Raw genomic sequence first — 17,810 nt, forward strand, 5'->3', positions numbered from 1 at the left:
TTTTTTAAAAATTAGAAAATCCTTATCTAAATATAGCAAAAAAATAAAGCCGATACAATAAAAAAGAGAGGTAAAGCACTGGGTAACTCTATATTAGTAACACTTAAATAGGAGGAAAAAATCAGTGGAAATGTTGAATTGGTACATAAAAAAAGCATTGCCGATTCGACCGGCAATGCTTTACTAGTGAATTATTTTACGTCTTTATTTGCAATAATAACCAATTTCCCTTTATCAAGCTCTTCTTCATACTGTTCTGCTTCTTGATCAGATAATCCAGCAGCAGCCATCTTCGCGCGAAGCTCGTCGCCTCGTGAAATTGTCATGTTTTTCATGCTATCGAGGAAGCCTTGTTCTTTCATGCCGACTTCTTCAGTGTCTAGTGCTTTCGAGATGTCCTTGCCACGCTTTTTATCATGCGCAAAGATGTAAATATCTTCATGTGTGTATCCCTGTGCTTCTAGTTTTTCGATTTCTGATTTGGCTTGAAGTGCGTTTTCGACTGTCATTTTTACTGTCAATGTAATCCCTCCAAATAATTTCTAACTTAGTAGTATATATACCACGATGCAAGAGGGGTTAAACAAAAGGATGTGTGACAAATCAGTTATACTGAAAGAAATTGAAGCTAGGGAGTGATTTTTTGGAAATCATACCGATTGGAATTTGGGGAGGCTACCCCAATAAAAATGAAGCGACTTCTGCATTTTTGATTGAACAAGAGGGGTTTCGCTGTTTGGTTGATTGCGGCAGTGGAGTAATAGCAGCCGTACAGAATTACACAGAGTTACGTGAGTTGAATGCTGTAATTATTAGCCATTATCACCCAGATCACATTGCTGATATTGGTGTGCTTCAACATGCGGCTATGGTAGGTATGCAGTTAAAGGAATGGCAAACGCCTTTGTTAATTTATGCACATGACAAAGATTCAGAAGAATTTAGCAAGCTTTCCTATAAAGGGGTGACAGAAGGGCGTGCGATACAAGCTTCTGAAACAATGGAACTCGGACCGTGGCAAGTGTCATTTTGTGAAACAGTTCACCCTGTTTATTGCCTAGCTATAAAATTCACTGCAAACGGTCGGACAGCTGTATTTACTGCAGATACCGGCTGGAAGCATGAGTTACTGGATTTTGCTCGAGAAGCTGATCTGTTAGTTGCTGAATCGAATCTCTATGAGAAATACGTCGGTATCATTCAAGGACATTTGAGTGGCAAACAAGCAGGAGAGTTGGCGGAACAGGCAGGGGTTAAGCAACTGCTACTAACACACTTACCTCAATACGGAGACTTGGCCGAGATTTTGCAAGCGGCTAAGTCTAGCTATACTGGCGAAGTTGAGTTTGCAAAGATCGGCAAAAAATATATGATTTGACTCTCAGCTGACATAAGCTAGCAGCAGGCAGATAGTTTGTGTGCTAGCTAGTTTACTTCTATCCTTAAAGCATATGAAAGCTGAAAGGAAGTTTGACAATGACACAACCTATAGATTCGTTTCCAATTTCCGTTCTGGATTTAGTTCCAGTTCGTGAAGGCGGAACGACAAAAGATGCATTAGATGAAATGGTCACGATTGCCCAGTACGTAGAAAAATTAGGATACAGTAGATTCTGGCTTTCTGAGCACCACAATACAGCTACACTAGCAAGCTCTGCTACAGCAATATTGATTTCTAAAGTGCTTGAAAACACCGAATCTATTCAAGTAGGTTCGGGTGGCATTATGCTACCTAACCATACGCCATTGGTTGTCGCAGAGCAATTTGGAACTTTAGAAACGATGCATCCTGGCCGTTTAAACCTCGGTCTTGGCAGAGCACCAGGTACAGACATGCAGACGGCGCATGCGCTCCGCAGAACGACGCAAGAAACGGCATTTGCTTTTCCGCAAGATGTTGTCGAATTGCAAAGCTATTTAAACTCTCTTGAAGAACAAGGTCCTGTCCGGGCGCATCCAGGCGTAGGAACGGGAGTACCGATTTACATCTTAGGTTCTAGTACTTCTAGTGCACAGCTTGCAGCACGTCTTGGTCTGCCATACGTATTTGCAGCTCATTTTGCACCGCAACAACTAGAACAAGCCTTACAAATTTACCGCAACGGCTTCCAACCTTCTGAATACTTGGCTGAACCGTATGTGATGGTTTGCGTCAACGTTATCGGAGCTGACTCCAATCAGGAAGCTGAAATTTTATCAACGTCTGCTGATCAATTTTATTTGAATGTTGTAAGAGGTAGTAAGAATTTATTGAAGCCGCCACTTGATACGATGGACGGACAATGGAGTTACCGCGAGGAAATGATGGTGCGGGGAATGTCGCAATACACGTTCAAAGGTGATGAAGAAACGATAAGCGAGCGTTTGGGAACGTTTGTAGCCGACTTGCAGATCGATGAAGTAATTGCGGTTTCTTATATCTACGATCAGGAGAAAAGAAAACGCTCGTTTGAAATTCTCAAACAAGCCGCAAATCGTTTTACTGTTGCTACTGTATAAATTTCCAGTGAACCACTCAATAGCTCGTTGAAGAGTCTGACAAAAAGCTGCTAAAGCAGTGCAAACGGATTCTATTGTTTTCTATATAGGGAATAGAGACTGGAGGAGAGGTAAATGAAAATAGGAATTATCGGAGCTACAGGAAAAGCGGGCAATCTGATTTTAAAAGAAACGTTAAAAAGACGTCACGAAGTAACAGCCATTGTCAGAAATTCACAGAAAGTCGAAAATCCAGATGTGTCAGTGATCGAAAAGGACGTCTTCAGTTTAACGGCAGCAGATTTGTCGCCATTCGATGTTGTAGTTAATGCATTTGGTGTTCCACCCGAAAAGGCTAAGCAGCACATTGAAGCTGGAAGAATTTTAATAGAAGCATTGAAAAAAACTCAAGGAACTCGTTTGATCGTAGTGGGAGGCGCCGGTAGTTTGTTCGTTGATGAAGCGCGGACAACTCGCTTGGTTGAAACCCCTGAGTTTCCTGAGGCTTTTAAATCAATTGCGAGAGGACAATCGCAGAATCTAGCCGATTTAGAAGCGTCAGAGGGAGTTCGATGGACATTTTTAAGTCCCGCGGCATTTTTCGATCCCGATGGACGCCGTACAGGTCGTTACCAAAAAGGCGACGATGGGTTTATTGTTAACCGTAAAGGCAAAAGCTATATTAGCTATGCTGATTATGCAATTGCCGTAGTGGATGAAATCGAAAGCGGTGAACATGAAAACAAGCGATTTACTGTGGTTTCTGAAAATCATTAATAGCCTGAAAAAGTCGATTTCACGTGAAGTCGGCTTTTTCATTAGTATGAAACTCTTGGAGGATCAAAAGAACTTGCCATGAAATGTTCACGTTCCGTAAAAGAATAGCCTTATGAATCATGTATAATAAGATGAAACTTGAGGTTTAAAGGTGGGAATCAATACAATGGATTTTTTATATTTTCCTGAAGACAAATCGGAATACATCCCTGGGATTATTTCTGTCGTTATTATATTTATTTTGTCCGTGCTGATTGTTCGGTTATTAGTTAAAGCTTCTCGTAAACAAGTGAAACAACTGGAAGAACAAGGTTATCCGGCAGTATATAAAGACGGTTTTGATGCTGGAAAATCAGATCAAGATGTCGTAGATCCACAAGAAGCGGTACGCATAGCGAACGAAAAAAAAGCAGCACATAAAAAAACGAAGTTCTGACAACTGTCAGGACTTCGTTTTTTTATGTTTCAATAGGTGTATACTGTAATCATTGATAACAGCAAGAAGTGGAGAAATTGATTATGAAAAATATTTTTGGTGGAGTGCAATGGGCGGTTTTCCTGATCGCCTCTTCCATTGCAGCACCAGTCGCAATTACCGGCATCTTCGGTATGGACACGACAGATGCGGCATTATTTGTGCAACGAACTATATTCGTACTCGGAATTGCTTGTTTAGTGCAAGCGTTTATCGGGCACCGAGTGCCAATTAATGAAGGGCCGGCCGGGTTATGGTGGGGAGTTTTCATTGTTTATGCGAGTTTGGTTGGAATACTATATTCGACTATGGAAGCATCTCTCCAAGCGTTGCAAAGCGGCTTGTTATACAGTGGTGTTTTGTTTATTGTGTTTGCTTATACAGGCTTAGTTGATAAGCTGAAAGTCCTCTTTACACCAACCATTACTTTTGTTTACTTATTATTGTTGGTGCTTCAAATTAGTGAGTCGATTTTGACTGGCCTATTTGGAATCGTTTCAGAAGGCGACCCAGTAGATGGGGTCGTACTAATAGGCAGTATTGTGGTCATCGTATTGACTTTCTTTTTTATGAATCATAAAGCAGCTTGGGTTAGCCGTTATTCTGTTTTGTTTGCAATTGCTGCAGGTTGGTTGATTTTCTGGGTGATTGGCAAATTGCCAGAAGCTGAAAACACCACTAGTGACTTAATTTCCATGCCGGAAATGTTAGTTTTTGGACCGTTGATTTGGGATAGTGGGATGTTCGTCACAGCCTTGTTTTTGACGATTTTGCTGATTGCCAATATGATGGCATCGATTCGTGTGATGGAGAGTGTTTTGAAGAATTCTTTTTCAATTGAGGTACCCGATCGTATTAAGCAAGCATCCGTGGCATCAGGAATCAATCATATTCTTGCTGGACTATTTTCTTCAATTGGACCTGTCCCTATTTCTGGAGCGGCTGGGTTTGTTAGTGCCACGAAAACACCAGCGCTAAAGCCTTTTATCTTTGGCGGTATGATTGTTGTGTTGATTAGTTTTTTTCCGGATATCATGGCAATTCTTGCTTCGCTGCCAGCGCCGGTAGCGTACGCTGTCATTTTTGCAGTATTCACCAAAATGGTGGAAATGGCCTTTATTGAACTAGAATATGAAACAAATAAACAGCGTGCTTATAAAGTAGTAGCTTTTGGTCTGATGAGCGGTGTTGGCATCATGTTTGTACCGACTGAAAGCATGGCGAACTTGCCTTCTGTTGTGGCAGCTACGTTATCAAATGGTTTAATCACCGGTACCATTATCGCCATTGCTGTAGAGCAGCTATTATTGTGGCAGAAAAAATGAAAATTGAAAGAGCCTTACGCAGCTACTTTGCGTAAGGCTCTTTTTTAGACTTTGGGGCGCTTGCGCTTTTTTGTGTCTAGAACTCCAGCACCCAGATTCTAGGGTCATAAGCCAACCCAGCTGTGCGGCAAAGTGCGCCGCTTCGCCGGTTTGTCTTATGCCCGTCGAATCTACACGGGCGCTTGCGCTTTTCTATGTCCAGACTCCAGCGCCCAGATTCTAGGGTCATAAGCCAACCCAGCTGTGCGGCACAGTGCGCCGCTTCGCCGGTTTGTCTTATGCCCGTCGAATCTACACGGGCGCTTACGCTTTTCGTTATTCCGCTTCGATTTCGTCAGTAAGACGGACGAGTTCGTCAACCAATTCTCCGATATAGGAAATCGTGTCGCGTAATGGTTGTTCTGTCGTGATATCGACTCCAGCCATCTGTGCAAGTTCTACTGGTGATTTAGTGCCGCCGGCTTTTAAAACTTCCAACCATTCATCTACGGCTGGTTGTCCTTCATTTAGAATTCGCTTGGATACTTGAGTGGAAATGGTCAATCCCGCGCTGTAAGTGTAGGGATATAAGCCGAGGTAGTAGTGAGGCTGACGCATCCAGGTCAATTCAGCGCCATCTGTAATGTCGACAGCATCTCCCCAGAATTCTTCCAGAACACTGCGTTTAATCGTGTTCAGAATTCCCGCATTGACGCTTTGCCCCGCATCAATCCGGTCATACACTTTGCGCTGATAAGCAGCTTCAAGTAAGTGTGTAACGAAGTTATGATAATAGGTTCTAGCGACGATTGATGAAATTACCCAGCGTTTAAATTTCAGGTCTCCCGAATTTTTCAATAAATGATTAGCGACAAGCATTTCATTCATTGTAGAAGGTGCTTCGATAAAATAAAGAGACGGCCGTGCATTAAGAATGTTTTGCTCTCGGTTGGCATTATAGAAGTGACCCGCGTGGCCAAGTTCGTGAGCCAGCACAAAGACTTCGTTCATGCGACCAGTCCAAGAAATTAAAATATAGGGATGATTTCCGTAAGGACTCGAACAGAAAGCGCCGGTAGATTTCCCTTTGTTTTGGGCAAAGTCGATCCATCTTTCAGAATAAGAGCGATCGACCATTTCAATATAATCCGGACCCATAATGGCAAGAGCATCATCGATATATTGTTTGGATTCTTCAACCGTAATTTCGGGTTCATAGCTCGGATCTAACGAAATTTTCAAATCGGCGAAAGTCATCCGATCCAGTCCATGGACTTTCTGCAATAGTTTGGCGTATTTTTGCATATGAGGTGCAAGTTCCTTGGTGATTAAATCAATTTGGCGATCATAAAGAGAGCGATTTACTTCTTGGTTAAAAAGAAGGTAGTCAAAAATACTGTCATAACCACGTAAATCTGCTGTTGTTTTTTCCGTCTGCAATTGCATATCGTAAGTTTTAGCCGTCGTATGCTGATAGTCTTTTAGTTTTTTTGAAAAAGCGTCAAATGCTGCACGACGAATTTCTGTATCCGGTTCTGCTTCCCAATCCCCCTCGAAAGAGACATAGCTAAGTGGATACTTTTGACCGTTTACTTCAAAATCCTCAAAGTTCATATCGACCATTTTTGTTGTATTGTAAAGGCCATAAGGTGCGTTAAATGTCGATGAGTAAGCGGCCAAGCTTTTTTCTGCTTCTGGATGCAGCTGATAAGGTTTTTTTCGGAGAAGTTTATTAAGAAATACATTAAATTCTGCTGATTCTTCTATTGCTTGCTCTACTGTTTCTTTCGGCAAAGCGAGAAGTTCGCTAGTAATAAAAGAAAGTGTGCTGCCAATTTTAGCGGCAGCTGCGCCAAACTTACTAGATTGCAGCTGAGCCTTATCGTCTGTTTGATCTGTACTGACTGCCAAATTTGCATGAGTACTTAGCAACACTAACTTTTCTAGAAAAGCCATGTAGTCTGTTAACACTAAAATGATGGTAGACGAATCGACAATCTTTCCTTGGAATTTTCGATTTAGATCTTTGGCTTCTTGCTCGAGATTTTCTAAGACCAAATTGAAACTGTCAGAGCTATTGTATAAACTGGATAAATCCCATGTCTCTTCGATGGGGATAGTTGAACGCGGTGGTAAACTTGTAACCATATAATCTCTCCTCTATGTATTACGGATTTCGAACTAATTACTAGTATAATCGGCAAATATAAAAATGTAAAAATAAATTTCAGAATTTATTAAAAAATTTTAAAAAGTAGGTTTATTTATAGATTAATGGTGGTACTATATAAATACAAGGCGGAATCACCGTCAGAAGAATACGACTGGATTCGATCCAGAATCGCCTTCGGACGAGAAATTGCACAGCCTTGGCGGGAAATTTGCTTTACTGACGATATTTACTCTTGTCAGGGACCATCGTTATTCAGGTTTCTATCCGGTAAGTGTTTCAAACAGTAAGCCGTAAGTTTTTTGTGGAAGTGCATTTGAAAGCCTGACTGCAGTACCAAAAAATTCACTGAGATATTGATGTGAATGCAATTGCCTTATTGGCGAATGACAGTCAGCGTAACTAAACTGCAATGACGAGAGTTTCGTATTCGTCAGAGATGTACAGTTTGTAGAAAGAATTTAATAGGGTTTTCCGCGTGCAAAACTCCCTCAGGGTTTTCGAGGGATGGAAAAAGGAAAAAGCATGATCTGATGAAAAGGATCATGCTTTTTCCTTTGGATTTTGAAATATCAGTTTTTTAGTGTAGGCTATTTGTATAGACTTTTGAAAAGTTAAAGTTTATGTAAGGTGTTTTCAATGCTAAAAAAGGAATAGGGGGAATTAGTCGTGGAGAATCATTCAATAATGGCAATACAGGACGAATATGCAGAAGACTTTGCCTGGTGTTATGGTTGCGGTAGACTCAACACAGAAGGTCATCAATTCCGTACAGCCTGGAACGGCGAAGAAACTGTTACTTTATATAGACCAAAACAAGTACATACAGCAATTCCTGGATTTGTTTACGGAGGATTGATTGCATCGTTGGTTGATTGTCATGGAACGGGTTCGGCGTCGTTAGCACTGCACCGAAAAAACGGTTTTGAGCCAGGAAGTGGGGAAGCACCGCCACGTTTTGTTACGGCTTCTTTACAGGTTGATTATTTAAAACCGACACCTCAAGGAGTTGCTTTAAAAGCAGTTGGCAAAATCGAAGAAATTCACCCAAAGAAATTTAAGGTGAAGGTAGAGGTCTTCGCAGGTGAAACGCTATGTGCAACAGGCGAGGTCAAGGCAGTAGTAATGCCGGCTTCTTTTGCTAAATAAATTGAAGTGGATCAGAAAAAGGAGTGCTTGACGATGATGGAGGATAAAAAAGAAAAAGAACTAGAAGAACGTTCACGACTTATAGAACCGGAAGAAATTGAAGCAGAAATTGAACCGGCCGAAAAGGATTCGAAGTTTGATAAAATCTATAGCAATGTTGCATCTAACCGGTACGAAAATCTGCAGACGAGTTACATTGAAATGAAAGCTAAAGAACTGCGGAAACGCAAAAAATAAAAGATTGAGTGCGTCGGCACTCGATCTTTTATTTTTTTGAAAGTTTTTCAATTTCTTCTGAAACTACAAAAGCCAAATCATCGTTTCCAAACATTTGGAGAACATCCAATAAGGTTTCGTGGCTAAGGTCCAGTTTTTCGCCATCTGCCTGATCGATTGCAGCAGTCAGGACAGAACTTTGTAATTGTTGTGGGTATGCACGCTGATAAAGTTCAGCGGGGTTTAGTTGATAGTTTATACACCATTGAACAAAAAGTTGTACCATGATTTGTTCATCTTGTTGGTATTTTTTAATGATGTATTCATCTCGATTTTCATAGTCCATGTATAGGCACCTCCACCATAAATAGATTAGTGATAGTAGCATACCAAACTATTCAAGTACCTGCATGGACTTCTGCCCATTTTTCCTCTAGAATGGAGGCATAGCAACAATAGTATCGGAGGATGAATTATGAAGTTATTGCAAGTACGAAAAGGACAATTCGTTTATTACCAAAATGAATTGCACAAAGTTTATTCTGTAAAACCGCTGGCTAAAAGGTCAGTACTGATGTTCCGTGTTAAAGATATGGAGCAAGTCTCAAGCAAAGCTGACGAAGTCACATTCTACAAACCAAAGCACATGGATTCTTTCTTATTCTTTGGTTCTAGATTTACTTTGCGTGAAAATCAGCCGGCAGAAGAAGGCGGCTATATCTTAATCACTAAACCAGATCCGGATTACATGGATCATTACTCGCTCAATGAATTTGAAAGAGTTGAGTCGGTTGAAGGGAAAAACGTTATTACGACGCGTCAAAATACGGTGAAATCAAAAGAATTTCTCGTGATGACACCTGGCGAAGAAGCGAGCAGCAACGATATCGTTTACTTTGATAAATCTAAGGTGTCGGCTGAACAGCTCGAGCAAGATGCTCAATTAGAAGAAGTACTGCGTGAGAAAAACGCAATTCGCCCTTCTATTGGAGATGTCTACTTGAACTTGGATAATACAGGAACGGCAATGGTAGTGGCGATAGTTGAAGAAGAAGTGATTCTGGGTACAGGAGAGCGACTTACTTTTCACCAATTGTACAAAGCAGATAACTGGAGTTATTTGTATAACATCACGGATGGCGAATTTAGATAGAAAGTATAAAAGGCGACCCCATTGCGGGTCGCCTTTTAGTTCGGTTATTTTTCCAGCACTTGGCTGGATATCTAAAAATTACTTTGCTTAAAGCAAGTTCTTGTTCTAAACGGGTGATTATTTATTTTCCAGTACATCCTGGAATTCGGGTGTTTTTTCGATAACGCTATTGGCAAATGGGCATTGGGGGTCTATTTTTTTGTTTTCACTGCGGGCGTATTCCACAATTTGTGCAACTAGTTTTTGACCGATTCCCTGACCTTCTAACTGTGGAGACACTTCAGTATGATCGATAGTTAGTACCTCATTTTTTGCTGTATAGCTTAAAAATGCCATTTCTTCGGAATTTTCAATTGCTGAGATTTTTTTGTTTTCCTGTATGAAATCCACTAACGTTCCCTCCTCCGATTACTAGTTATCCGACTGTCTTTTACTGTATTCCCTTTAGGGAAAAGAATATTCATTTATGTTCATCTAAATGAAGAAGTTAAAAGTAGAAAAAAGGGTATGCAACGATATAAGAGGTGATGAAATGAAAAAACTGGCAAAGACCACTATTGATCAAATTGAAAAGGTGTTTGATGTCCCAACAGGTTACCGGAGAGCTCATGCAAGAGGAAAAAGCTATAAGGCTCGCTTTATAGCAAACGGTTCCGCTAGTCATTTAACTGTAGCGCCCCATTTCCAAAAAGGAGAAACCGCAGCATTTGTCCGATTTTCACATTTTTCTCCAGATCCAACATGGGCTGATGCGATGTCTCCAGTCAAAGGAATGGCCGTTCAATTCCTTTTGCCGGATGGTGAAATGACGAATATCGTAGGTGTCACCTCTCCTGTTTTTTTTGCTAAAACACCTGAAATCTTTTCTGAAATGCTTGGCGTGGTGAAGTCGTTTAAAAAAGGAAAGCCTAGTTTAAAAGAGTTGGCAAGCTTATTAGCTGATTATCCTGAAAGTGGGGCGATGCTCAATAATATTCGGAAAATGCAGGCGCCTTCTAGTTTTGCTACAGGTCAGTACCATTCCATTCACGCGTTTTATTTGATTAGCCAACAAGGTCAAAAGCAGCCGATTAAATATCTTTGGGAACCAGAAAACGGAGTAGAAACTTTGTCTCCGCTTGACGCAATCGCTTTACCGGTCGGATTTTTCGAAGCAGACATGGAAGACCGGATTGCAAAAGGTCCTGTAAAATTCCGGCTTGATGTCATAATAGGTCAATCGGAAGACCCCACGGATGATCCGACAAAAGAATGGCCAAAAACTCGGGAAAGACTAACGGTTGGCTATTTGGAAATAACGGAAAAAGCACCAGAGGCAGAAGATATTTTGTTCGACCCGACTGTTATGACAGCAGGGCTCGAATGTTCAGAAGATCGAATTCTAAACTTCCGGCATCATGCATATGAAATTTCTCATCAACGCAGAATGTCAGAAACGTAAACAACGCACAGCCCTTGATAAGGCTGTGCGTTGTTTGCGTTTAATAAAGCTTACCCTGTCGATAAATGACAGTTGATAATCGCATAACCGCGTGAATAAAGCAGTTTTGACGAAGAGCAAATGGATCTCCATAGTACTGCGGGAGAATCATGTCCATCGTTTCTTTCATTTTGTCTATCAATAGCCGATAGACTTCAGCTTCGTCATAAAATTGAGTTTCACGTCCTTGTAGCCACTCAAAATAAGAGACAATGACCCCACCGGCATTTGCCAGAATATCAGGAATGATAACGACTCCATGCTCACTCAAGTATTGATCAGCTTCTGGTGCAGTCGGAGCGTTTGCGCCTTCAATGATGATTCGTGCTTGAACGTCTGCCATATTGTCTTTTCGAATTTGGTTTTCTAACGCTGCGAGAAGCAAGATATCCACGGGTAACGTAACTAGGCAGTCGCGATCTTTGATTTCAGCCTTAATAGCAGCGTTTTGTAGCTGCTTTTCTGTGGATGGTAAATCACCACGATTCGTTTTGGCGAATTCAATTAATGTAGGTATATCCAATCCGTCTTCATTGTATAAAGTAACGTTGCGGTCACTAACAGCGACAATTTTATGTTTGATCAAATGGCAGTGATAGGCTTCGAGGGCGGCTACAGAGCCCACGTTTCCGAATCCTTGAACCGCCATTTTTAATGGCCGGTCGTATAACTCTAATGTCGTTTTGGCAAAAAGGTTGTCGCTTTGGGCAAGCATTTGCTCATTGGCTTTCACGTAATCATGAAGTAAATAACGGAATGTAAAGTATACTCCTTTGCCAGTTGCTTCACGCCTACCAAGTGAGCCACCATTTACAACACTTTTACCAGTAAAACTTCCTAGGTAAGGGGTGCCGTCATGGATTTCCTTATATTCTGCCATCATCCAGTCCATTTCTCGTTCGCCCGAACCCATGTCTGGTGCAGGAATATCTTTGTCAGGACCGATAACATCTGTGAAATACCGAACATATTCTTTAGAAATGAGATTGAGTTCTTTTTCTGAGTAGTTCCTCGGATTGATGACGATGCCACCTTTTGCTCCGCCAAAGGGTACTTTGTGAAGAGCATTTTTTAAAGTCATCAAAAAAGCGAGGTTGATGATTTCATCTTCATTGACGCTTTCATGGAAACGGATACCGCCCTTATAAGGACCCATTGCATTGTTATGCTGTGCGCGATAAGAAGGAATTCGGACCACACTTCCATCATCTAATGGAATCCTGAGAAAAGATTTATGTAGATTGTCGGGGGTGGAAAGAATTGCACTTAGTGAAGTGAATGCCTGTCTGCGATTTTCTAGGTCGGGTAAAAATGAATCATTTTCTAGCAAGGCATCTAATGATTCCTGTATCACTTTTTGAGTTTCTGTCTGCATGACTAGAACACCTCCAAATGTATAGTATAGTTATCATTACCCTAACTTTCTTGGTTTAATCAATAAGAAAAGCCGTCTTCAGAAACATTCCCGAAGACGACTTTTTTTATTTTTTATTTTTTATCATGTCCATTTCTGAATTTAATGCTTTGAATAAAGAAATGACCATTAAAATAATAACAAAAGAGAAGGGCAATGCCGCAACGATGATGGTATTTTGTACTGCGGTTAAACCACCTACGGATAATAGAATTGCAGCTACCGTCGATTGAGCAATTCCCCATAAAATTTTGATTTGATTGCTAGGCAGTAGTGAACCGCGTGTTGATTGCATTCCTAGCACAAAAGTGGCTGAATCAGCGGATGTGATAAAGAATGTGCTGACCAGTAAAATAGCGACAATTGACATGATAAACCCAAAAGGCATCTCATTGAACATCGCAAACAAAGTTTGTTCAGCTGGGAAAGAAGCTAAATCTATACCACTCTTTTGGAAATTGATTGCGGTTGTTCCAAAAGTGGCAAACCAGATCGATCCAAAAATCGTTGGCGCAAGTACGACACCTGTCAGAAACTCGCGAATGGTGCGGCCTTTAGAGACGCGCGCGATAAACATACTGACAAATGGTGCCCATGAAATCCACCATGCCCAGTAGAAAATAGTCCAACCGTCCAACCAACTACGGTTTTCCGCATTTAATGGAGCAGATTTAAAACTTGTGCTAATTAGGTTTTGAATGTATTCTCCGAAATTTTCCGTGAACATGTTCAAGATTAACAGAGTTGGACCTAATATTAACACCATTACTAAAAGAACGACGGCTAAGACCATATTGGTATTAGACAAATACTTGATGCCTTTGTTAAGTCCTGACCATGCTGAAATGATGAATAGAATGGTGACCACGCCGATAATTGCCATCTGTACCCAATAGGTTTGAGGTGCGCCAAATAAATAAGCGAGTCCACCATTAATTTGAGCAGCGCCAAAGCCAAGCGAAGTTGCTACACCAAATACGGTAGCAAAAACAGCAAGCACGTCAACAAGCGTTCCTAAAGGACCGTTCATTTTATCACCAAAAATCGGCTTTAATGTTGACGAAATTAATGCAGGTTGGCCTTTTCTAAATTGGAAAAAGGCTAAAGATAAAGCAACCATTCCGTACATCGTCCAAACGTGAATCCCCCAATGATAAAAAGTTCGTTGCAAGGATTCCTTAAATGCCTCATCAGTTCCTGGAACAGCAGTTGCAGGTTGAACAGCAAAGTGAGATAAGGGTTCTGAGGCGCCATAAAAGACGAGACCAATCCCCATACCCGCAGAAAACAGCATTGAGATCCAGCTGAATGTTGAGAATTCTGGGCGATCGGAATCTTTGCCGAGTCTAATTTTGCCGTAAGGACTCACAATGATAATGATGACAAAAATCATGAGAATTGCCATGATCAATAAATAATACCAACCGAATGTTGTATTGATAAAATTACGGATACTTCCAGTGGCAGACTCAAAGGCTTGCGGCGCGATAACGCCAAAAGCAACAGTTAAAATTACTAGTGCAAATGTGATATAAAAGACTTTCGAAGCTTTTTTCATAAAACCCTCCTGAGGAAATTTTTAACATAGCCTTTAAGGGTACCTAAAAGCAGGTCTATAGTCAACCGCTGTGGCATACTCGTCTTTAATCATTCCACTCCTCCATTTGTTCTTCTTCTGCAACAACGCGGAGGTCATCGCCAGTTATCGTTAGTATTTCATAATCTGCTGTCTCTGCGTAACGTTCGGCTTCTTTTTTTATGAATTTTGGAGAACCATCAGTTTCTTCATCATAGACGATTAAAATGCCATCAGAATTGCGCAGGAAAAATTTGTTTTTCTCTATAAATTGCCAAGGCGCCTCGTAAGGTTTACTAGTTAAGCTGCGATGGAAGTCGGCGCTGTCGATGATCGTTCGGTAGTTTTCTTGCTTAGTTTCGTTCCATCTTTTTTCTTGATCGATAAACGGTGTTAACAACGCATATTTTAATTGAGGAAATTCTTCTTTCAACTCAAGAACGACTTCTGCAGCCCAAGTTTCGATACCAAGCTGACCACTTAAAATAATCCATTCGAGCCCTTCGTCAAGTAACACACGGAATCTGTTTTCTAGCGCTTTTTTAATAAAGCGAATACCGGGATTCTTTTCGTCAAATATTCCTAGTTCGTGCTGTTTGTAACCAGTGACGACTAATCGCTTCAACAATTTTTTCACTCCCTTTAAAAGATTTGAAATTTTAGTCTACATGAAAGAAGAAGGATTGAATACTCAAGCCGTTTGTAAGTGACAACGGCAAGTACTTACTGATGATCCGAATTACTGTAATAGTTAATTTACTTGAGTGTGAGTATGATAAAATACAGTCCATACAGAAAAATTCAATCATTAAGAGAGGAAGTGAACAAGGTGGTTAGCTTAGATGACGTAAAAAAAGCACATGAGGAGATAAACGATATTATCCATAAAACTCCGATTTTAACATCATCACTTTTAAACGTCCGTTGTGACAGAGAAGTTTATTTAAAAGCAGAGCATCTCCAAAAAACGGGTTCTTTCAAAATAAGAGGAGCTGCCAATGCAGTCAAGCAAGCAATGGCAGAAGGAGCGTGCTTTATCACAGCAGCGTCGTCAGGGAATCATGGGCAAGCAGTTGCCTATGTTGCTAATCAGCTGGGCATACCCGCAGTGATTGTCGTACCAGAAGATGCGAATCGTGCCAAAGTCTCAGCTATTAAAGCATACGGTGCAGAAGTTGAATATTGCGGGTTAACATCCGCTGATCGAATACCAAGAGCTAAGCAACGTGCAAAAGAAAATAATGGAGTATATATACCCCCGTATGATCATCCTGCTGTTATCGCTGGGCAAGGCACTGTTGCACTTGAAATTTTACAACAAGTAATGGAAGTTGACGTTATTGTTGTACCAGTAGGAGGAGGGGGCTTGATGGCTGGTGTTCTTTGTGCGGTCAAGAACATGAAGCCGACAGTTCGAGTGGTAGGTGTCGAACCTGAATCAGCAAATGATACATTTTTATCACTTCGACAAGGAGAAATTACCGCAATTTCCGAAACTTCAACTATCGCTGACGGACTGCGTACTTTACAACCGGGTGATTTAACCTTTCCTATTTTGAAAGAGCATTTGGATGATTCCGTTCTGGTTACAGAAGCTGAGATAGTAGAAACTCTTCAATTTTTGATGGAACGTACAAAGCAACTTGTCGAACCATCAGGAGCCGCTGCACTCGCTGCTGTCATGTCTGGGAAAGTAGGGGGCAAAAATGACAAGGTTGCGGTCATTTTGTCTGGTGGGAATATCGATCTTCATCAAATTTCGAATATGTTAGAAAGTTGAATGGTTGGATGCGGGTCGAGTAACAAACTAAAAGTTACGATGTTCGGCGAATAGATGAAGGCAGCGACAAACACGAGCAAAAAAAATAGTGAACATCTAATGAAAATGAAAAGCTGGGTCTGTCCTATAAGCTTCTTGCATAAAACAGCCGGAGAAAAAGGGTTCTTTTTCTCCGGCTGTTTTTTTGACTGACACCGAGCATATAGAAAGCAGCTGACGGCAATGAAAACGGCAACTTTCGAGGAAGCGTACGTCGCAATGAACATCAGTTTGTTCTGTAGCATGCAAAAGGAGCTGCACTTAAAAAGTCATTGTTCATGCTCTCTTGGGATAACCTTTCTACATACTATGAAATCCTTTCTTGCAATACAAAATGAGAAGCGGTAACATAAATTTTAAGTATTCTGAACATACCGACTAGTTAGTATAGGGTCGATCAGCAGTTAGGAGGATGACAAATGAGTGTAATGGCGTTATTTAAGCTAGATGGTAAGACGGCAATTGTGACAGGAGGTGGCCGAGGTCTTGGGGCTATGATGGCAGAAGCTTTTGCTGAGGCAGGAGCTAACGTTGTCTTGTGTTCGCGAAAAGTAGAGGCCTGTCAGGAAATAGCAGACAAACTAGCAAAGATGGGAGTCGCTACATTAGCATTGGCCTGTGATGTCACCAATGAGTCTGATGTAGAAAACCTTGTGCAACAAACACTAGAAACGTTTGGTTCGATAGATATTTTGGTCAATAATTCGGGAGCCACGTGGGGGGCACCTGTTGTTGACATGCCGATAGATGCCTGGAAAAAAGTGATAGATGTAAATGTTACGGGCACATTCCTGATGAGTCGTGAAGTCGGAAAAGCGATGATCCAACAAAAGAGCGGAAAAATTATCAATATCTCATCAGTTGCCGGATTGGGTGGAATTGATCCAACGTTAATGGATACGATTGGCTACAACACCAGTAAAGGCGCCGTCATTACTTTCACGAAAGATTTGGCTGCAAAGTGGGGACAGCATAATATCAATGTTAATGCGATTGCCCCTGGATTTTTCCCAACCAAAATGTCAAAAGCAGTGATGGATAAAGGTCGGGAAGGGTTATTATCCAGAACGCCTTTAAATCGCTTTGGGACAGAACAAGACTTAAAAGGGACTGCTGTATTTTTAGCATCGAAGGCATCTGATTATATCACCGGAGATGTCGTAATCGTTGACGGAGGTATGCATGTGCTGTGAGCTGTAGGAAAAAGAATGGTGGTAGATAATCATGAAAAATGACATTAAACAAAAAAGCATTCTTCTGTTTGAAAAAAAGGGTTTTAGTGATACATCTATACAAGATATTGTCGAAACTCTAGGCGTAACTAAAGGGACCTTCTACTATTATTTCACGAGCAAGGAACAATTGTTGATGGATATTCACGTAAGTTATATTGATGATTTACTAGAACGTCAGGAAACAGTTCGTCTAAATCAGCTCAGCAACCGTAAAAAGCTAGAAGAGCTTATCGCGTTACTAATTATAGATATCGCAAATCATGGACCGAGTGGCAAAGTATTCTTCAGAGAAATGCGCCATCTTTGTGAAGACAATGCACGAGAGGTAAAAAGAAAGCGTGAAAAATTCCGAAAAAACTTGGAAGCTATCATAAGTGAAGGCATTGCTCAAAATGAATTTAAGAAAGAGCTTGAGCCCGGTATAATTGCTTTTGCCATTTTAGGTGTTACTAATTGGAGTTATCAATGGTTTAATCCATCTGGAGAAATTTCAGCAGATCGGCTGGCACGTGTATACAGTGATTTAATTTTTAATGGCATTGTTTAATAGATGAAGGAGGAAAT

Annotated in this window: 19 protein-coding genes; 12 read left to right on the forward strand and 7 right to left on the reverse strand. The window is 41.0% G+C overall.

Annotated elements, in window-relative coordinates; all coding sequences use genetic code 11:
- Positions 1-191: 191 nt before the first annotated feature.
- Positions 192-521, reverse strand: a complete 330-nt coding sequence (locus tag AJGP001_RS01770) for a YflT domain-containing protein (protein WP_058386549.1) — start codon at positions 519-521, stop codon at positions 192-194.
- Positions 522-643: 122 nt separating this feature from the next.
- On the opposite strand from AJGP001_RS01770, the gene AJGP001_RS01775 reads away from it, so the two are divergent.
- The 5 genes from AJGP001_RS01775 (at position 644) to AJGP001_RS01795 (ending at position 5,055) form a co-directional block, all read left to right on the forward strand.
- Entirely contained in the window at positions 644-1,378 is a 735-nt protein-coding gene (locus tag AJGP001_RS01775; protein ID WP_071153432.1) for an MBL fold metallo-hydrolase, read from the forward strand.
- 98 nt (positions 1,379-1,476) lie between these two features.
- Positions 1,477-2,499, forward strand: a complete 1,023-nt coding sequence (locus tag AJGP001_RS01780) for an LLM class flavin-dependent oxidoreductase (RefSeq protein ID WP_071153433.1) — start codon at positions 1,477-1,479, stop codon at positions 2,497-2,499.
- 114 nt (positions 2,500-2,613) lie between these two features.
- Positions 2,614-3,255: an NAD(P)-dependent oxidoreductase gene (locus AJGP001_RS01785; RefSeq protein ID WP_071153434.1), complete on the forward strand. Its 642-nt coding sequence runs from the start codon at positions 2,614-2,616 to the stop codon at positions 3,253-3,255.
- 166 nt (positions 3,256-3,421) lie between these two features.
- Entirely contained in the window at positions 3,422-3,691 is a 270-nt protein-coding gene (locus AJGP001_RS01790; protein ID WP_071153435.1) for a hypothetical protein, read from the forward strand.
- Between the two features lie 83 nt (positions 3,692-3,774).
- Positions 3,775-5,055, forward strand: a complete 1,281-nt coding sequence (locus AJGP001_RS01795; protein WP_071153436.1) for a purine/pyrimidine permease — start codon at positions 3,775-3,777, stop codon at positions 5,053-5,055.
- 315 nt (positions 5,056-5,370) lie between these two features.
- On the opposite strand, the gene pepF is transcribed toward AJGP001_RS01795, so the two are convergent.
- The gene (gene pepF, locus AJGP001_RS01800) at positions 5,371-7,182 is read right to left on the reverse strand and encodes an oligoendopeptidase F (RefSeq protein ID WP_071153437.1); all 1,812 of its coding nucleotides are present in this window, start codon (positions 7,180-7,182) and stop codon (positions 5,371-5,373) included.
- Positions 7,183-7,891: 709 nt separating this feature from the next.
- Between pepF and AJGP001_RS01805 the strand changes: the two genes are divergently transcribed.
- Both AJGP001_RS01805 and AJGP001_RS01810 read left to right on the forward strand, forming a co-directional pair.
- The gene (locus AJGP001_RS01805) at positions 7,892-8,353 is read left to right on the forward strand and encodes a PaaI family thioesterase (protein ID WP_078080810.1); all 462 of its coding nucleotides are present in this window, start codon (positions 7,892-7,894) and stop codon (positions 8,351-8,353) included.
- A gap of 33 nt (positions 8,354-8,386) precedes the next feature.
- Complete coding sequence (locus AJGP001_RS01810; protein ID WP_071153438.1) at positions 8,387-8,590, forward strand: hypothetical protein; 204 nt, start codon at positions 8,387-8,389, stop codon at positions 8,588-8,590.
- A gap of 28 nt (positions 8,591-8,618) precedes the next feature.
- Here the strand turns inward: AJGP001_RS01810 and AJGP001_RS01815 are convergent, their stop codons facing one another.
- Positions 8,619-8,915: a hypothetical protein gene (locus AJGP001_RS01815; protein ID WP_071153439.1), complete on the reverse strand. Its 297-nt coding sequence runs from the start codon at positions 8,913-8,915 to the stop codon at positions 8,619-8,621.
- 129 nt (positions 8,916-9,044) lie between these two features.
- Here AJGP001_RS01815 and AJGP001_RS01820 point away from each other — a divergent pair, with 129 nt between their 5' ends.
- Positions 9,045-9,722, forward strand: a complete 678-nt coding sequence (locus AJGP001_RS01820; RefSeq protein ID WP_058386539.1) for a hypothetical protein — start codon at positions 9,045-9,047, stop codon at positions 9,720-9,722.
- A gap of 117 nt (positions 9,723-9,839) precedes the next feature.
- Here AJGP001_RS01820 and AJGP001_RS01825 read toward each other — a convergent pair whose 3' ends face one another.
- The gene (locus AJGP001_RS01825) at positions 9,840-10,112 is read right to left on the reverse strand and encodes a GNAT family N-acetyltransferase (RefSeq protein WP_078080082.1); all 273 of its coding nucleotides are present in this window, start codon (positions 10,110-10,112) and stop codon (positions 9,840-9,842) included.
- Between the two features lie 142 nt (positions 10,113-10,254).
- Between AJGP001_RS01825 and AJGP001_RS01830 the strand changes: the two genes are divergently transcribed.
- Positions 10,255-11,163, forward strand: a complete 909-nt coding sequence (locus tag AJGP001_RS01830) for a catalase family peroxidase (RefSeq protein WP_071153440.1) — start codon at positions 10,255-10,257, stop codon at positions 11,161-11,163.
- A gap of 40 nt (positions 11,164-11,203) precedes the next feature.
- Here the strand turns inward: AJGP001_RS01830 and AJGP001_RS01835 are convergent, their stop codons facing one another.
- The 3 genes from AJGP001_RS01835 to AJGP001_RS01845 all read right to left on the reverse strand — a co-directional run bounded on the left by AJGP001_RS01835 (position 11,204) and on the right by AJGP001_RS01845 (position 14,820).
- Positions 11,204-12,577: a Glu/Leu/Phe/Val family dehydrogenase gene (locus AJGP001_RS01835; RefSeq protein WP_078080083.1), complete on the reverse strand. Its 1,374-nt coding sequence runs from the start codon at positions 12,575-12,577 to the stop codon at positions 11,204-11,206.
- Between the two features lie 106 nt (positions 12,578-12,683).
- Positions 12,684-14,174 carry a glycine betaine uptake BCCT transporter gene (locus AJGP001_RS01840; protein WP_058386535.1) on the reverse strand — a complete coding sequence of 497 codons (1,491 nt, stop codon included), beginning with the start codon at positions 14,172-14,174 and terminating at the stop codon, positions 12,684-12,686.
- Positions 14,175-14,259: 85 nt separating this feature from the next.
- Positions 14,260-14,820 (reverse strand): SLOG family protein, encoded by a 561-nt coding sequence (locus AJGP001_RS01845; RefSeq protein WP_071153441.1) that lies wholly within the window; start codon positions 14,818-14,820, stop codon positions 14,260-14,262.
- 201 nt (positions 14,821-15,021) lie between these two features.
- Between AJGP001_RS01845 and AJGP001_RS01850 the strand changes: the two genes are divergently transcribed.
- The 3 genes from AJGP001_RS01850 to AJGP001_RS01860 all read left to right on the forward strand — a co-directional run bounded on the left by AJGP001_RS01850 (position 15,022) and on the right by AJGP001_RS01860 (position 17,793).
- Positions 15,022-15,972, forward strand: coding sequence for a threonine ammonia-lyase (locus AJGP001_RS01850; protein WP_071153442.1), 951 nt, complete (start codon positions 15,022-15,024; stop codon positions 15,970-15,972).
- 458 nt (positions 15,973-16,430) lie between these two features.
- Positions 16,431-17,204 carry an SDR family oxidoreductase gene (locus AJGP001_RS01855; protein ID WP_078080084.1) on the forward strand — a complete coding sequence of 258 codons (774 nt, stop codon included), beginning with the start codon at positions 16,431-16,433 and terminating at the stop codon, positions 17,202-17,204.
- A gap of 31 nt (positions 17,205-17,235) precedes the next feature.
- On the forward strand, positions 17,236-17,793 hold the full coding sequence (locus AJGP001_RS01860; protein WP_078080085.1) for a TetR/AcrR family transcriptional regulator: 558 nt from the start codon (positions 17,236-17,238) through the stop codon (positions 17,791-17,793).
- The last annotated feature ends 17 nt before the right edge of the window (positions 17,794-17,810 follow it).

The sequence above is a fragment of the Planococcus faecalis genome (genome assembly GCF_002009235.1).
Lineage (GTDB): Bacteria > Bacillota > Bacilli > Bacillales_A > Planococcaceae > Planococcus > Planococcus kocurii.

Coding starts and splice junctions, on each gene's coding strand:
- AJGP001_RS01780 (WP_071153433.1), top strand. CDS start 1,477: ATGACACAACCTATAGATTCGTTTCCAATTTCCGTTCTGGATTTAGTT.
- AJGP001_RS01785 (WP_071153434.1), top strand. CDS start 2,614: ATGAAAATAGGAATTATCGGAGCTACAGGAAAAGCGGGCAATCTGATT.
- AJGP001_RS01790 (WP_071153435.1), top strand. CDS start 3,422: ATGGATTTTTTATATTTTCCTGAAGACAAATCGGAATACATCCCTGGG.
- AJGP001_RS01795 (WP_071153436.1), top strand. CDS start 3,775: ATGAAAAATATTTTTGGTGGAGTGCAATGGGCGGTTTTCCTGATCGCC.
- pepF (WP_071153437.1), bottom strand. CDS start 7,182: ATGGTTACAAGTTTACCACCGCGTTCAACTATCCCCATCGAAGAGACA.
- AJGP001_RS01805 (WP_078080810.1), top strand. CDS start 7,892: ATGGCAATACAGGACGAATATGCAGAAGACTTTGCCTGGTGTTATGGT.
- AJGP001_RS01810 (WP_071153438.1), top strand. CDS start 8,387: ATGATGGAGGATAAAAAAGAAAAAGAACTAGAAGAACGTTCACGACTT.
- AJGP001_RS01815 (WP_071153439.1), bottom strand. CDS start 8,915: ATGGACTATGAAAATCGAGATGAATACATCATTAAAAAATACCAACAA.
- AJGP001_RS01820 (WP_058386539.1), top strand. CDS start 9,045: ATGAAGTTATTGCAAGTACGAAAAGGACAATTCGTTTATTACCAAAAT.
- AJGP001_RS01830 (WP_071153440.1), top strand. CDS start 10,255: ATGAAAAAACTGGCAAAGACCACTATTGATCAAATTGAAAAGGTGTTT.
- AJGP001_RS01835 (WP_078080083.1), bottom strand. CDS start 12,577: ATGCAGACAGAAACTCAAAAAGTGATACAGGAATCATTAGATGCCTTG.
- AJGP001_RS01840 (WP_058386535.1), bottom strand. CDS start 14,174: ATGAAAAAAGCTTCGAAAGTCTTTTATATCACATTTGCACTAGTAATT.
- AJGP001_RS01855 (WP_078080084.1), top strand. CDS start 16,431: ATGAGTGTAATGGCGTTATTTAAGCTAGATGGTAAGACGGCAATTGTG.
- AJGP001_RS01860 (WP_078080085.1), top strand. CDS start 17,236: ATGAAAAATGACATTAAACAAAAAAGCATTCTTCTGTTTGAAAAAAAG.